The organism is Lacticaseibacillus hulanensis (genome assembly GCF_004010095.1).
In the GTDB taxonomy this organism is placed as follows: Bacteria; Bacillota; Bacilli; order Lactobacillales; family Lactobacillaceae; genus Lacticaseibacillus; species Lacticaseibacillus hulanensis.
The window spans coordinates 1-15,633 of record NZ_RRYD01000013.1 but is presented as its reverse complement, the minus strand read 5'-3'; the positions used below and the strand labels follow the sequence as shown (position 1 = coordinate 15,633).

The window sequence follows — 15,633 nt, the reverse complement described above, 5'->3', positions numbered from 1 at the left end:
TATTTGAGGTAAATATGGCAGCAGATAAGATTGAAATTCACGGCGCTCGTAGCCACAACTTAAAAAATATTGACGTCACCATTCCCCGCGACAAATTGGTGGTGGTGACTGGTTTATCCGGCTCAGGTAAAAGCTCGCTGGCCTTTGACACCCTGTATGCGGAGGGGCAACGGCGGTATGTCGAGAGTCTCTCGGCATACGCACGCCAGTTCCTCGGCCAAATGGACAAACCCGACGTTGATTCAATCGACGGCTTATCCCCCGCCATTTCTATCGATCAAAAAACCACGTCCAAGAACCCCCGCAGTACCGTGGGGACGGTTACGGAAATCAATGATTATTTGCGGCTCCTGTGGGCGCGGGTTGGTACGCCAATTTGTCCAAACGATGGGACCAAGATTGAGAGCCAGTCGGTCGAACAAATGGTGAACCACGTTTTGGAACTGCCCGAACGGACGCGCATCCAGATTATGAGTCCGGTTGTGCGCCACCGGAAGGGTGAACACAAGAAGGTCTTCGCCAAGATTCAACGTGAAGGTTACGTGCGGATGCGCGTTGATGGTGAAATCGTGGACGTTAATCCCGATTTTGAGGTGGACAAGAAGAAGTTCCACGATATTGATATTGTCATTGACCGAATTGTAATCAAGGATGATGTCCGTTCGCGCCTATTCGATTCGTTCGAAGCGTCCCTGCGCCTGTCTGATGGCTATGCCGTGGTTGACGTTATTGGCGGCGAACCCCTGGTCTTTTCGGAACACTATGCTTGCCCAATTTGTGGTTTTTCCGTCGGGGCGCTGGAACCGCGGCTCTTTAGTTTCAACGCGCCGTTTGGGGCCTGCCCTGAATGTGATGGGCTAGGGCAAAAATTGAACGTGGACGTTGATTTGGTTGTGCCAGATGACAGTCTAACCCTGCGGCAGGGCGCCATTGCACCATGGAATCCGATTAGCTCACAGTATTACCCAGAATTGCTGCGCCAGGCCTGCGAACACTTTAATGTTCCGCTCGACGTTCCGTTTGCGGAGCTGACTGACGCGCAGAAGGACTTTGTGCTGCACGGCAGTAACGGCAAGTTGTTCCACTTCCACTACGAGAACGATTTCGGTGGGGTGCGCGATGTGGACGTTGAATTCGAAGGCGTGATGCCGAACATTGACCGGCGTTATCACGAGACCAACAGCGACTTCACCCGTGGACAGATGCGGCTTTACATGACAGCCCTCAAGTGCCCTGCGTGTGGTGGCAAGCGGTTGAACCGCGCCGCACTCGCGGTCAAGGTTGGCGGCCTCGACATTGCCGAAGCCAGTGACCTCGCGATTAAGGACGAATTGCCATTCTTCAAGAAGGTTAAGTTGGGCGAACAGGACAGTGTGGTTGCCCAGCCGATTGTGAAGGAGGTTGTGGACCGCCTGACCTTCCTGATTAACGTTGGCCTTGATTACCTGACCTTGTCCCGCAGTGCTGGCACGTTGTCAGGTGGTGAGGCCCAGCGTATTCGCCTCGCGACCCAAATCGGTTCGAATCTGTCAGGCGTATTGTACGTCCTAGACGAACCATCTATCGGGTTGCACCAGCGCGATAACGCCCGGCTCATCAATTCACTGAAGAAGATGCGCGACCTTGGGAATACTCTGGTTGTTGTTGAACATGACGAGGACACCATGCTTGCGGCCGATTATCTAATTGATATTGGCCCAGGTGCTGGTGAAAATGGTGGTCAGGTGATGGCCGCCGGGACACCAAAGCAGGTGATGCACAGCCGCAAGTCACTAACCGGGAAGTACCTATCGGGTAAGAAGTTCATCAAGGTGCCGCACGTTCGCCGTCCGGGTAACGGTGGCGTGATTACGGTTAGCGGCGCGACGGAACACAACCTGAAGAACATCACCGCCAAGTTCCCACTGGGGAAATTCGTAGCGGTCACGGGTGTGTCCGGCTCGGGTAAGTCCACCTTGGTTAACTCGATTCTGAAGCGGGCGCTAAAGCAGAAGCTGAATCACAACTCGAACAAGCCGGGTGCGTACCGCAAAATCAGCGGCTACGATCAGCTCGAAAAGGTGATTGATATTGACCAGTCACCAATTGGGCGGACGCCACGTAGTAACCCGGCAACGTACACGAGTGTGTTCGACGACATCCGCGGGCTGTTTGCCCAGACCACGGAAGCCAAACTGCGCGGGTACAGCAAGGGTCGCTTCAGCTTCAACGTGAAGGGCGGCCGGTGCGAGAACTGTAAGGGCGACGGGATCATTAAGATTGAGATGAATTTCCTCCCTGACGTCTACGTTCCTTGTGAAGTCTGCCACGGGCGGCGTTACAACTCAGAAACGCTTGAGGTAACGTACAAGGGCAAGAACATCTCCGAAGTGCTGGACATGACCGTCAGTGAGGCGGTGCAGTTCTTCGCACCAATTCCAAAGATTGCGCGGAAGCTGCAGACCATCGTTGATGTTGGCCTGGGTTACGTCAGCATGGGCCAGTCCGCAACCACGCTGTCTGGTGGTGAAGCGCAGCGGATGAAGCTCGCCAGTGAACTGCAAAAGAAGAGCACGGGTAAGAACTTCTACATTCTCGATGAACCAACCACGGGGCTACACACGGACGACATCAACCGTCTTCTGTCAGTCCTGCAGCGACTGGTTGATGAGGGGAACACCGTGCTTGTCATCGAACACAACCTAGACGTCATCAAGTGTGCTGACTGGGTAATCGACCTTGGTCCTGAAGGCGGGGACGGCGGTGGCCAGATTGTCGCCACCGGGACGCCAGAGCAGATTGCGGCCGTACCTGCCAGCTACACCGGCCAGTACCTGGGCGCAATCCTCCGCCGTGACAAAGCACGTGAGGCAGGGGCAAAGTAACACTGTCGCTGTCCGGCAGCGTCAGCGTGGTTGCTGAGGTAGACCAGTGGGGGCTCCGCGTTGCGGGGTTTGGCCTCCGGGTCCGGGCTGGGCCTCGGGTGTGCTTCGCCGTGGTCGCTGTGGCGGTCGTCTGGAGCCGGAAAAGCGCCGTCTCCAGACTAAAAATTTAGCTTTGCATCGTCGCGCCGAAACCTAACTCGTACGATGCTTGGTATGTAATCGAAGCCTTTATCTCGTACCCAAATCCTGAGTGCTCCTCACACAAATCTAAATTTTTCCCACAAGAATAGAGGGTGTGCCAACCGCAAAAACCGCGGTCGTCACACCCTCTATTCTTGTTGCCACGGCTGGGCGGCACACCCGAGACCCAGCCCGGACCCTCCGGCCAAACGCCACAACGCTCCGCTGGATAGTAAGCAGCATTTTAGTTACCGCCGTGTACTAGACGACATAACGTCCATTGAGCGTGACGGATTCCGGTATGACAGATCTTTCTGTTTTATTCGGTGATGGCGTAAGCTATTAGTTTAACTACGCTGTAGCGACTGGGCGGGGGCGGTGCGCGTGTAGTGCGGCTGGGATTTTCCTGTGAAAGCTATGGTGAGAGAAGACCGATGCGGTTTTTGCATCGGGCTTCTCCACACCATAGCCGGCAAAAATTAAGACCCGTCAGGAAGAACAAAGCTTCCACACAGGTCCTAACAATACGTATTGAGTTCGTAACCTGAAGAGCGGGCATTCGGGGCTGAATTTTTAGGTTGAAGACCCGGTTTTTGGGGCTTCAACCGGCCGCACGGAAAATCCCAGCCGCACGGAACGCGCACCGGCCCCGCCCAGGCGCGGCCCCTAGAACAACTCGGTAACTCACACCACCAAAAGGACTGACGCTGCCGGACAGCGTGAGACTAGCCCCCGAGCTTGGATGCGTTTTGATAAAGATGGAGGGTTAGAACTGCCCTGCAACTGCTTTCATGTTACAATCTAAGCATAAGGTTACGAAAGTGGGGACAATCAATGTTTAGTACACGAGATCGGTGGGGATTTGACTGGCGCGAATTCTTCACCGGGGTTTTGTTTATCATCGCCGGGATTTTTATGTTCATGCACCCGGGTGCCGGATTGGTAACCATGGCGCTGCTGTTTGCGGTTGTTGCCATCATGCGCGGGATTACTGTGCTCGCGGCGTTTAGCAAGATGCGGCAGTATCTGCCCCGGATGTCGTGGTTGTACGCATTATCCGGTGTGTTCGATGTTATCTTGGGCTTGCTGTTCCTGTTCAATGTACCCGCTGGCGTCGTTGGCATCACCGTGCTGTTTGCCGTTTGGTTCCTAGTAGACGCAATCACGAACTTGCTCACGGTTGGCCACCTGCGCCAAATTGGCACATTGTGGTTTGTATTGTCCCTGATTTTGGACATTGTCATGATTTTGGTTGCGGTACTGCTAATTATGCAACCAGTTGTCGCGGCAATCTCGTTTGCGTCGATTGTGGCGATTTACCTCGTTTTGTTCGGGATTAACGCCTTGGTTATCGCCTTTGCGCGTGGTAACTAAACAATAATCCGGGTTAGATTAAGTAATTAAACAGCCGGTGGGGAACACGCACATTATGCGTATTCCCCACCGGCTGTTTGTTGCTAGTTTTCAATGTATTCAGTTAGGCGGGAGCGTTTCAGCGCGTCCTCCGACAGATGAATCTGGGTGACGCCGACGTCCTTTAGTTTAAGCAGGTGTAGCGCGTAGTCATCGTTGTGGTAATTGCGCAGGTAATAAATGTGACGAATACCGGCCTGAAGCAGCATCTTGGTGCACTGAAGGCACGGGAAATCCGTGACGTACACACTGGCGCCGTCCATTGACACGCCGAACTTGGCGCACTGGAGCACGGCGTTCATTTCCGCGTGGATGGTGCGGACACAGTGGCCATCGCGCAGCAAACACCCGGAATCAATGCAGTGTTCGTCTCCGGAAACGGCGCCGTTGTAGCCCCCGGCAATGATGCGGCGGTCGCGAACAATTGCGGCTCCGACCGCCAAGCGCTGGCACGTGCTTCTGGATGCGAGTAAGACGGCCTGAATCATGAAGTATTCGTTCCAATCTAAACGTTGGTCTGCCATATCTAGTTAGCTCCCTTGACTGTTTTAGCTAATTATACACTACATGTAGGGGTGAGGCACAACCTAAGCCGCCTTGAACTTGTACGTAATGATTAAGCCGGTGCAACTTAGCTATGAAAGACACGCCCGGAATGTTAGAATGTGGGTAACGTAGAAACCAGTATAGTTTGATGGGGGACAAAGCATGGCTGAAGAAGAAAATCCATTTGAATTGGTAATAATTTCAGGAATGTCGGGTGCGGGTAAGACCGTTGCGATGCAGGCATTCGAAGATTTGGGGTACTTCTGCATCGATAATATGCCGCCAGCTTTGATTCCTAAGTTCTGGGAATTGCTCGAGGATTCCGGCAAAATCAAGAAGGTTGCGCTCGTTGTCGACATGCGTAGTCGGGCATTTTACGACCAGATTGTGGATGCCCTGCACGAAATGGAGAACACCGAATCAATTCGGGCGCACATCATCTTCCTAGACGCCACCGACACGGAGCTCGTTTCCCGGTACAAGGAAACCCGCCGGTCACACCCACTGGCGATGGAAGGCCGACTCATGGATGGAATCACCAAGGAACGCGAGCTACTAAAGCCACTGCGTACACACGCTGAATTCATCATCGACACCACGAACTTGAGCCCACGCGAGCTGCGGGAAGAATTGTTTGCTAGCTTTAAGAATCAGCAGAAACCCGTCTTTCACATTGAGGTGATGAGCTTTGGGTTCAAATACGGGCTGCCAATTGATGCGGACATCGTGATGGATGTGCGGTTCCTGCCTAACCCGTACTACATTCCTGAGCTCAAGGAACGCACCGGCGAGGACCAGGCCGTGTACGATTACGTGATGGGCAACCCGATGGCGGAGAAGTTCTACCAGCAGTACGTCACCATGTTGCACGACATCATGCCCGCCTACATCAAGGAAGGCAAGACTAGTCTCACCATTGCGATTGGTTGCACCGGTGGCCAGCACCGCAGCGTCGCGTTCGCCCGCCGAATTGGGGACAGCTTTAAGGATGAATATCCGGTTGACGTTACGCATCGGGATGCGAATAAACGAAAGGAAACGGTGAATCGCTCATGACAGCTGATCATAAAATAATCCGGGTCATCCGCGGTCGGCGGCCCAAGGTGGTTGTGATTGGTGGGGGGACCGGACTGCCGGTCGTGGTTAAGGCTCTTCACAATCAGAACGCCGACGTGACCGCGGTCGTTACCGTCGCGGATGATGGCGGTTCTAGCGGGGCCCTGCGCAACTACATTAACGTCGTTCCGCCTGGTGATATTCGGAACGTGATGGTCGCATTGTCTGACTTGCCGGAGTTGCAACGCGAGATTTTCCAGTATCGCTTTGCCAGCACCGATTCATTCTTTGCGGGGCACACGATTGGGAACCTCATCATCGCGGCGCTATCGGAAATGCAGGGCGGGATTTTTGCCGCCGTCCAGCAGCTGAGTTCAATGATGCAGGTGGATGGGCATATTTACCCCGCGTGCAACACGCCACTCACGCTGAACGCCGAGTTTACCGACGGGACCCAGCTGGCTGGTGAGGCCGAAATCACCGCTGCGGGGAAGAACATTAAGCGCGTCTGGGTGACCCGCAGTGATGATAACGGGCAGCCCGCTGCGGAGCAAGAAGTGGTGGACGCAATTATGGACGCCGACGTGGTGGTCATGGGTCCTGGTAGTTTGTTCACCAGCATCCTGCCGAACCTGATGATTAAGAACGTTGGCGATGCGGTTCTCAAAACCAAGGCCGAGGTTATTTATATCGTTAACATCATGACCCAAAAAGGGGAAACGGATAATTTCACCGATGCGGATCACGTGCGCGTCCTGCACGACCATTTGCAGCAGAACTTCGTCGATACAGTTCTCGTTAACATCGAACACGTGCCGGACGGTTACCTCGACACGAAGAAGTACACCGAAATCTCCACACGGCCGGTGCGTAGTGACTACGCTGGACTGCGGGCGATGGGGTGCCGGGTGATTTCATCCGACTTCCTCGAGCTGCGTGGCGGTGGTGTGTTCCATGATGGCGCGAAGGTGGCCGACGAGATTATGAATTTGGCGTTTCAGGCCAACCTAAAGAATAAGAGGTGACACAATGGCGAGCTTTGCTAGTCAGGTCAAAAAAGAATTAACCCAGCTGGAGGTGCACCCCGAGCACGCGAAGGCGGAATTATCCGCATTGATTCGCATGAACGGGACGCTAACCATTGTGAACCACCAATTGGGCCTCGACGTGCAGACGGAAAACCCGGCAATTGCCCGCCGGCTGTACGCGCTCATTCGGCAGCTTTACCAGCAGGAAGCCAACCTCATTGTGCGGCGTAAGATGAAGCTGAAGAAGAACAACCAGTACGTGGTGCGCCTGGCGCATGACGTGAAGCCAATGCTCCGGGATTTGTCGATTCTGGATCCACTAGGGCTCAGCATTAACACCGCGGTGGCCGAGAAGGTGCTGGACGAACCGCAACGGATGCGTTCGTATTTGCGCGGGGCGTTTTTGGCTGGGGGTTCCGTGAACAATCCCGAGACCAGCCGCTACCATCTGGAAATTTACTCACTCTATGCGGACCACAATGAAGGCATCATGCAGATGATGAACCACTTCGATTTGAATGCACGGACGGTGGCCCGCCGCAGCGGCAACATCGTTTACCTGAAGGAAGCCGAGAAAATCGCTGACTTTTTGAACGTGATTGGCGCAACGAACGCGATGCTTAAGTTTGAAGATGTGCGCATCATGCGGGACATGCGGAATTCGGTCAACCGGCTAGTTAACTGTGAAACCGCGAATATGAGTAAAACCGTCAACGCAGCGCAAAAGCAAATTGACAATATTCACTTCATCCAAAATCATGGGGGATTAGAGCAGTTGCCCCCACGTCTCGCCGACATGGCGCAGGTCCGCCTCGAGCACCCGGAAGTGTCCTTGACTGAGCTCGGCAACCTGATTCCGGGTGGACCAATCTCCAAGTCCGGCGTTAATCACCGCCTGCGGAAAATTAATGAGCTGGCCGAGAAAATGCGTGCCGGTACGAATGAAGGTTAATGCGTACGCACGTGACAGGACCTTCAGTGGCCCAGATTTGCAGCAACGACAAAAAAACACCATCCTCAATTTGGGGATGGTGTTTTTGCGTGTTTACTTCTTGTTGGTCAAAATGTCATCAATCAGACCGTAATCCTTAGCTTCTTGAGCACTAAGGTAGTGATCACGTTCGGTGTCCTTCTTAACCTTATCGAACGACTGACCAGATGCATCAGCGAGCATCTTGGTGAGCTTTTCGCGTGCCTTCAAAATCTGTTCGGCTGCGATTTCGATTTCGGTTTGCTGACCCTGAGCGCCACCCAGTGGTTGGTGAATGAGCACTTCGGAGTTAGGCAGGGCAAAACGCTTGCCCTTGGTCCCGCATGCCAGGAGAACACTGGCCATTGAAGCGGCCATCCCAACGGCAATGGTTTGCACGTCGGACTTAATCAAGTTCATCGTGTCGAGAATCGCCAGTCCGGAGGTGATCACCCCACCTGGGGAGTTGATGTACAGGTAGATGTCCTTATCTGAATCTTGTGCGTCCAGGAAGAGGAGCTGCGCAATGATCGTGTTGGCCATCTGGTCGTTAATTTCGCCGGACAGCATAATGATGCGGTCTTTGAGCAGACGTGAGTAGATGTCATAAGCACGTTCGCCGCGGCTAGTCTGTTCAATAACTGTAGGTACTAACATGATATACCTCCTATTTAGTAGAAAAAGTGACGGGTGATTTTGGCACTCGTTTTAGTACAGTGCTAAGATTACACCAAACGTCAAAGTAGGTCAAATATTTTCGACCTTTTATTTCCGTTAAGTATAATGCCCGAAGCTGGAAGGTGGCAAACAAAATGGGACAGAAGTTTGTAGTTGTCTGCTACTTATAGGAAGAAGGCGATTGAGTTCGTCAATCAAGCGGGGGTGGTTGCCAGCTAATCTGCGTGTTCCAGCAGGCTTCGATAATCAGCAAAACAAGCAGAATACAAAAACAGCGACCACATCATGTGGCCGCTGTTTGATGTAAACCTTGCAATGAAGGCTTTTATTGTGTAGTTATGCGCAGCCCGGGAGTCGAACCCGGATTTCGAGAACCGGAATCTCACGTGCGATCCATTACACTAACCGCGCAAAAGTACTTAACTATAATATCTGGTTTAATGGCTAATTGCAAGAACTTTATCGCGCACGGTTTGCTTTTTGGGAAATGCAACGTTTTGCGGCGGTTTTTCAGTAAAACGACCATAGTTCAGCTAACATTAAACTATTATTAGATACAATCCGAATGTGGTTGCGAACGGAATGCCGCTTCTGGGGTGGGATGAGGGATAAATCACGAACAAAAAACACCTACAAACGAGATAAGCTTCCAGAATCCGAATTTTCGGCGAGTTTTTGGTGATGTTTCGCTCAGTTAACTTGCATTGAGTAAGCGGGCGTTGTTATAATGAGAAGCGTTGGTAGGGAGAACGGCGTCAATCCGGTAATCCTGAAATTTTTTTACAGCTGATGGGTCATTTTAAGCACCTGTTGGTCACTAAACGTCCCACAAAGAAGGAAGCTAGTATGCAATCTGATTTTGCCTGGATTGAGGCCATTGCACCAGACATGCTGGCCATAGCCACAAAACGCTATCGGATACTTCAATATGTGGGGTGGATGGAACCGGTTGGCCGTCGCGCTCTTGCCGACCAAATGCACACAACCGAACGTATTCTGCGCACGGAAGTTGATTTCATGCGTAAGCAAGGCCTACTGGAGAGCTCACGGAGCGGCATGGTGTTAACCGCCAAGGGTCGTGAAGTGTTTGCCAGCATGGACGGGTTTATGAACCAGCTCCTTGGCATTCGGGCAGACGAAAAAGCCCTCGCCGCACATCTCGGTATTGATCATTGCCTCATTGTTTCTGGGGATGCTGATCAGAGCCGGCGTGTGCTGGACGATATGGGCAAAACGCTTGCCCGGACGATGCAGTTATTGCTACCAAATGGTAAACAGGTGGTAGCGGTGATGGGGGGCACAACCCTCGCACACGCGGCGCGCCAGTTCAGCTACCAGATGTCAACTGGCCGCGACCTCGTTTTCGTTCCCGCTCGCGGGGGCGTCGGCGAAACCGTGGACATTCAGGCGAACTCAGTGGCCGCAGCGATGGCTCAGTCCACTGGGGGCACTTACAGAGTTTTATACATTCCCGAAAATGTTAGTGAGGAAACCTACCAGCCTCTACTAAAAGAGCCAAGTGTTAAGGAAGTATTGGAACTGATTGACAATAGCTCGGTTGTGATTCATAGTGTAGGGGAAGCGTTGGCAATGGCGCGGCGGCGTAAAATGCCGAGCGACATTCTGAAAATGCTTCAAGAGCATCACGCAGTTGCCGAAACGTTTGGCACGTTCTTCGATGCTGAAGGACAGGTGGTGTACAAGATCCCGAAAATCGGATTGAGGATTAGGGACCTTGATAATATTCCGTTCGTCTTTGCAATTGCAGGTGGCCGCAGTAAGGCCAAGGCAATTGAGGCGTACATGCAACATGCACCCAAGCAGACGTGGTTAATCACGGATGCGGGTGCAGCAAACTCGATTTTAACCGGGGCAACCCGTTAAAATAAAACTTCTCATTTCCTAAAGGAGGAAATTTTAGCATGACTGTTAAGATTGGTATCAACGGTTTCGGCCGTATCGGTCGTTTGGCTTTCCGTCGTATCCACGAACTTGGTGCAAAGTCCAGTGACATCGAAGTTGTCGCAATCAACGACTTGACCACCCCAGCAATGTTGGCTCACCTTCTCAAGTACGATTCTACTCACGGTACTTTTGACGGTGAAGTCAGTGCTACTGACAACTCCATCATCGTTGATGGTAAGGAATACCCTGTTTACGCTGAAGCAGACGCAAACAACATTCCTTGGGTTAAGAACGACGGTGTTGATTACGTTCTCGAATGCACCGGCTTCTACACCTCTGAAGAGAAGGCACAGGCTCACATCAACGCTGGTGCAAAGCGTGTCCTGATCTCCGCACCTGCTGGTAAGATCAAGACCATCGTTTACAACGTTAACCACGACACGTTGACTTCTGACGACCGCATTGTTTCTGCTGGTTCTTGCACGACCAACTGTCTTGCACCTATGGCTTACTTCCTGAACAAGGCTTACGGTATCGAAGTTGGTACCATGACCACGGTTCACGCTTACACTGGTACCCAGAAGCTTCTGGATGCACCTGTTCGCGGCGGTAACAAGCGTGCAGCACGTTCTGCTGCTTACAACACCATTCCTCACACGACTGGTGCTGCTAAGGCTATCGGCATTGTTATCCCAGAACTCCAGGGTAAGCTTCAGGGTCACGCACAGCGTGTCGCTGTTCCAGATGGTTCCCTTACGGAACTTGTTTCCATCCTTGGCAAGAAGGTTACTGCTGACGAAGTTAACGAAACTCTTCGCAAGGCAACTGAAGGCAACGAATCCTTCGGTTACAACGCTGACGAAGTTGTTTCCGGCGACATCATCGGTACCACTTACGGTTCTATCTTCGACCCTACTCAGACCGAAGTTACAACTGCAGGCGACTACCAGCTTGTTAAGACCGTTGCTTGGTACGACAACGAATACGGCTTCACTTGCCAGATGGTTCGTACCCTGCTTGCATTCGCAAAGCTTGCTGACTAATTCATTAGTCGCTTAATTAGCGAATTATAGTATCACCGCACTGCCGAAAAGGGGGAGGGAGGTTACTCCCTACCCCTTTTTGTATGCACAGAGCTGATACAAGGTTAATGAATACAGCACTTGGCCGATTGTGGACAAACCCCGTCAGTCGCGGTGCATTCATTAATGTGTTGAAGCTCAACCATAGCTGCCAGCTTCTGCTGGTTCAAACTAACCCGCGTGCATTTGCACGCCATTATTAGGAGGAAATATTCGTGGCAAAACTCATTGTTTCTGACCTCGATGTTAAGGGCAAAAAGGTCCTTATCCGTGTCGACTTCAATGTTCCTATCAAGGATGGCGTTATTGGTAACGACAACCGTGTTGTAGCTGCTCTGCCAACCATCAAGTACGTTATCGAACATGGTGGTAAGGCAATTCTGCTTTCTCACCTTGGCCGTGTTAAGACTGAAGACGACAAGGCTAAGCTTAGCCTGCGCCCAGTTGCAGAACACTTGTCCGAACTTCTTGGCAAGCCTGTAACCTTCGTTCCTGCTACCCGCGGTAAGGAACTTGAAGACGCAATTGCTAACATGAATGACGGCGACGTTCTCGTTATGGAAAACACCCGTTTCGAAGACCTCGACGGCAAGAAGGAATCCGGCAACAACCCAGAACTGGGCAAGTACTGGGCAAGCCTTGGCGACCTGTTCGTCAACGATGCATTCGGTACTGCACACCGTTCCCACGCTTCCAACGTCGGTATTGCTTCCAACATGAAGCAGACCGCTGCTGGTTTCTTGATGGAAAAGGAAATCAAGTTCCTCGGTGATGCCGTTGAAAACCCTCAGCACCCATTCGTTGCAATCTTGGGTGGTGCTAAGGTTTCTGACAAGATCGGTGTTATCTCCAACCTGATTCCTAAGGCTGACAAGATTATTGTCGGTGGTGGGATGACCTACACCTTCTACGCAGCTAAGGGTCTTTCCATTGGTAACTCCCTGGTTGAAAAGGACAAGATTGACCTTGCTAAGCAGATCATCGAAGAAGCCGGCGACAAGCTGGTTCTGCCTGTAGACAACGTTGTTGCAACTGAATTTAACAACGATGCTCCACACAAGACCGTTGAAGGCGACATTCCTGATGGCTACATGGCTCTTGATATCGGTGAAAAGTCCGTTGAACTCTTCAAGGAAACTCTGAAGGGCGCTAAGACTGTTGTTTGGAACGGCCCTATGGGTGTGTTCGAAATGAGCAACTTTGCTAAGGGTACCCTTGAAGTAGGGACTGCTCTTGGTAACCTTGAAGGTGCTACGACCATTATCGGTGGTGGTGACTCCACTGCTGCAGCCGTAGAACTTGGCCTTGCTGACAAGATTACCCACATCTCCACTGGTGGTGGTGCAAGTCTTGAATACCTTGAAGGTAAGGAATTGCCTGGTATCGCTGCTATTTCCAACAAGTAGTTTGCGCTATTAGGTTAGCCCAGCTTTCGGGTTGACGAGTAGCTGCCTTCTATCGACGGATAGGGGGCACTACTTAGATAAGCACACAAGGACGCTTGTGTGTTTATCCGTTAATCCGACTGCTGGGTGCCGACTCGCTTCCCGCTTGCGGGATCATTTCGAAAGGAAGAAAAGCTTATAATGCGTACCCCAATTATTGCTGGTAACTGGAAGCTCAACAAGAACCCCCAGGAAACCCAGGCTTTCGTAGATGCTATTGCTGGCAAGCTGCCAAAGAGCACCGACGTTGAAACTGTTATTGCTGCACCTGCAATTGACCTCTCTGTTCTGACTGCATTTGCTAAGAACGAAGAACTCAAGGTTGCTGCTGAAAACTCCTACTTCGAAGACGAAGGTGCCTTCACTGGTGAAACCAGTCCTAAGGCTCTTTCCGAAATGGGTGTTGACTACGTTGTTATTGGTCACTCCGAACGTCGTGAATACTTCCACGAAACGGACGAAGACATCAACAAGAAGGCTAAGGCCATCTTCCGTAACAACATGCTGCCAATCATCTGCTGTGGCGAAACGCTTGAACAGCGCGAAGCTGGCGAAGCAGAAAGCTGGGTAGCTGGCCAGATCAAGGCTGCACTTGACGGTCTTTCTGCAGAACAGGTTTCCAAGTCCGTTCTTGCCTACGAACCAATTTGGGCTATCGGCACTGGTAAGACTGCTTCTGCTGACCAGGCAGAAGAAATGTGTGCACACATTCGCAAGACGGTTGCTTCCCTTTACAACGAAGAAACCGCTGCTAATGTTCGCATCCAGTACGGTGGTTCCGTCAAGCCTGCTAACGTTAAGGAACTCATGAGCAAGGAAGACATCGATGGCGGTCTCGTCGGCGGTGCATCCCTTGTTCCTGAAAGCTTCCTTGCCCTGGCAAACTTCAAGAACTAATAGAGCTTAGCTCGGCGGTGTCTCAGGTTTTGTCCGGCGCCGCAGTTTCTGACGTTTTCTAAAAAAAGTGGAATAAAGCGTTTCCTGGCGACATTGTTAATATGATTAGCCTGGCTAATTTGTTAAAATATGTCTATGGGCGTGAACGCTTTGTCCACCCATAAAAGCCGTAAAGGCGAAAATAAAGGAGAAAATCACACAATGTCTATCATTACTGATGTCTTTGCTCGTGAAGTCCTCGACTCTCGTGGCAACCCAACTGTTGAAGTTGAAATGTACACCGAAGATGGCGGTTTCGGCCGCGCACTTGTTCCTTCAGGTGCTTCTACCGGTGAACACGAAGCCGTAGAACTCCGTGACGGCGACAAGAACCGTTTCGGTGGTAAGGGTGTTCTTAAGGCTGTTGCTAACGTTAACGACAAGATTGCTAAGGCAGTTATTGGCCTTGACGTTACCGACCAGCGTGTCATCGACCAGACCATGATCGAACTCGATGGTACCCCTAACAAGGGCAAGCTTGGTGCTAACGCTATTCTTGGTGTTTCCCTGGCTGCTGCTCGTGCTGCTGCTGACGAACTTGGCCTGCCACTGTACGAATACCTTGGCGGCCCTAATGGTCACGTGCTTCCTACCCCAATGATGAACGTTATCAACGGTGGTGCACACTCCACGAACACCATTGACTTCCAGGAATTCATGATTATGCCTATTGGTGCTAAGAGCGTTCACGAAGCAATTCGGATGGGTTCCGAAACCTTCCACGCACTTCAGGCACTCCTGAAGGAAAAGGGCGACATCACCTCTGTTGGTGATGAAGGTGGTTTCGCACCTAACCTTAAGGACAACGAAGAAGCATTCGAAATCCTTGTTGAAGCTATCCAGAAGGCCGGCTACAAGCCTGGTGAAGACGTTGCTCTTGCATTTGACGTTGCTTCTTCCGAACTTTGGGACACCGAAAAGAACGGTTACGTTCTTCGTTGGAGTGACCCAGAAAAGGTTTACAGCACGGACGAATTCATCGACCTCATCGCAAGCTTTGTTGACAAGTACCCAATCGTTTCCATCGAAGACCCTATTGACGAAAACAACTGGGAAGACTGGCAGAAGATTACTGCCAAGCTTGGCAAGAAGGTTCAGCTTGTTGGTGATGACCTGTTTGTTACGAACACCGACTACCTGCAGAAGGGTATCGACATGGGCGTTTCCAACTCCATCCTGATCAAGCTTAACCAGATTGGTACCTTGACCGAAACCTTCGAAGCTATCGAAATGGCTAAGGAAGCTGGCTTCACAGCCGTTGTTTCCCACCGTTCCGGTGAAACTGAAGACACCACGATTGCTGACCTCGTTGTTGCAACGAACGCTGGCCAGATCAAGACTGGTTCCATGAGCCGTACCGACCGTATTGCGAAGTACAACCAGCTTATGCGGATTGAAGACCAGCTTGGTACTGCTGCACAGTACAAGGGTCGCAAGTCCTTCTACAACATCAAGAAGTTCAACTTTTAATAAAGTAGTTCTGTGATGTGCGCCTATGTGCACGAACGCTGATATAACGGCGTTCGTTGT

At 51.6% G+C, this 15,633-nt stretch carries 12 protein-coding genes and 1 tRNA gene; 10 read left to right on the top strand and 3 right to left on the bottom strand.

What is annotated here, in order from left to right; translation table 11 throughout:
* Window positions 1–14 precede the first annotated feature (14 nt).
* Window positions 15–2,864 (top strand): excinuclease ABC subunit UvrA, encoded by a 2,850-nt coding sequence (gene uvrA, locus EKN00_RS04275; RefSeq protein ID WP_127848910.1) that lies wholly within the window; start codon window positions 15–17, stop codon window positions 2,862–2,864.
* Window positions 2,865–3,878: 1,014 nt separating this feature from the next.
* Window positions 3,879–4,418 carry an HdeD family acid-resistance protein gene (locus tag EKN00_RS04270; protein ID WP_127848909.1) on the top strand — a complete coding sequence of 180 codons (540 nt, stop codon included), beginning with the start codon at window positions 3,879–3,881 and terminating at the stop codon, window positions 4,416–4,418.
* A gap of 83 nt (window positions 4,419–4,501) precedes the next feature.
* On the opposite strand, the gene EKN00_RS04265 is transcribed toward EKN00_RS04270, so the two are convergent.
* The gene (locus EKN00_RS04265; RefSeq protein ID WP_127848908.1) at window positions 4,502–4,981 is read right to left on the bottom strand and encodes a ComE operon protein 2; all 480 of its coding nucleotides are present in this window, start codon (window positions 4,979–4,981) and stop codon (window positions 4,502–4,504) included.
* 184 nt (window positions 4,982–5,165) lie between these two features.
* Between EKN00_RS04265 and rapZ the strand changes: the two genes are divergently transcribed.
* From rapZ to whiA, 3 genes are read left to right on the top strand one after another with little or no spacing between them, the layout of a single operon-like run.
* Complete coding sequence (gene rapZ, locus EKN00_RS04260; protein ID WP_127848907.1) at window positions 5,166–6,059, top strand: RNase adapter RapZ; 894 nt, start codon at window positions 5,166–5,168, stop codon at window positions 6,057–6,059.
* The gene (locus EKN00_RS04255; RefSeq protein WP_127848906.1) at window positions 6,056–7,084 is read left to right on the top strand and encodes a gluconeogenesis factor YvcK family protein; all 1,029 of its coding nucleotides are present in this window, start codon (window positions 6,056–6,058) and stop codon (window positions 7,082–7,084) included. Before rapZ ends, EKN00_RS04255 begins: the two co-directional genes overlap by 4 nt.
* A 4-nt stretch (window positions 7,085–7,088) precedes the next feature.
* The gene (gene whiA, locus EKN00_RS04250; protein WP_127848905.1) at window positions 7,089–8,039 is read left to right on the top strand and encodes a DNA-binding protein WhiA; all 951 of its coding nucleotides are present in this window, start codon (window positions 7,089–7,091) and stop codon (window positions 8,037–8,039) included.
* Between the two features lie 93 nt (window positions 8,040–8,132).
* On the opposite strand, the gene clpP is transcribed toward whiA, so the two are convergent.
* On the bottom strand, window positions 8,133–8,714 hold the full coding sequence (clpP, locus tag EKN00_RS04245) for an ATP-dependent Clp endopeptidase proteolytic subunit ClpP (RefSeq protein WP_127848904.1): 582 nt from the start codon (window positions 8,712–8,714) through the stop codon (window positions 8,133–8,135).
* Window positions 8,715–9,074: 360 nt separating this feature from the next.
* Window positions 9,075–9,146: transfer RNA gene (locus EKN00_RS04240), tRNA-Arg, on the bottom strand.
* Window positions 9,147–9,581: 435 nt separating this feature from the next.
* On the opposite strand from EKN00_RS04240, the gene EKN00_RS04235 reads away from it, so the two are divergent.
* The 5 genes from EKN00_RS04235 to eno all read left to right on the top strand — a co-directional run bounded on the left by EKN00_RS04235 (window position 9,582) and on the right by eno (window position 15,573).
* Window positions 9,582–10,619: a sugar-binding transcriptional regulator gene (locus EKN00_RS04235; protein WP_127848903.1), complete on the top strand. Its 1,038-nt coding sequence runs from the start codon at window positions 9,582–9,584 to the stop codon at window positions 10,617–10,619.
* A gap of 38 nt (window positions 10,620–10,657) precedes the next feature.
* Window positions 10,658–11,683 carry a type I glyceraldehyde-3-phosphate dehydrogenase gene (gap, locus tag EKN00_RS04230; RefSeq protein WP_127848902.1) on the top strand — a complete coding sequence of 342 codons (1,026 nt, stop codon included), beginning with the start codon at window positions 10,658–10,660 and terminating at the stop codon, window positions 11,681–11,683.
* Between the two features lie 254 nt (window positions 11,684–11,937).
* Window positions 11,938–13,128: a phosphoglycerate kinase gene (locus tag EKN00_RS04225; RefSeq protein WP_127848901.1), complete on the top strand. Its 1,191-nt coding sequence runs from the start codon at window positions 11,938–11,940 to the stop codon at window positions 13,126–13,128.
* A 180-nt stretch (window positions 13,129–13,308) separates the two neighbouring features.
* The gene (gene tpiA / locus EKN00_RS04220; RefSeq protein ID WP_127848900.1) at window positions 13,309–14,064 is read left to right on the top strand and encodes a triose-phosphate isomerase; all 756 of its coding nucleotides are present in this window, start codon (window positions 13,309–13,311) and stop codon (window positions 14,062–14,064) included.
* A 201-nt stretch (window positions 14,065–14,265) separates the two neighbouring features.
* On the top strand, window positions 14,266–15,573 hold the full coding sequence (gene eno, locus EKN00_RS04215; protein ID WP_127848899.1) for a phosphopyruvate hydratase: 1,308 nt from the start codon (window positions 14,266–14,268) through the stop codon (window positions 15,571–15,573).
* Window positions 15,574–15,633: the final 60 nt, after the last annotated feature.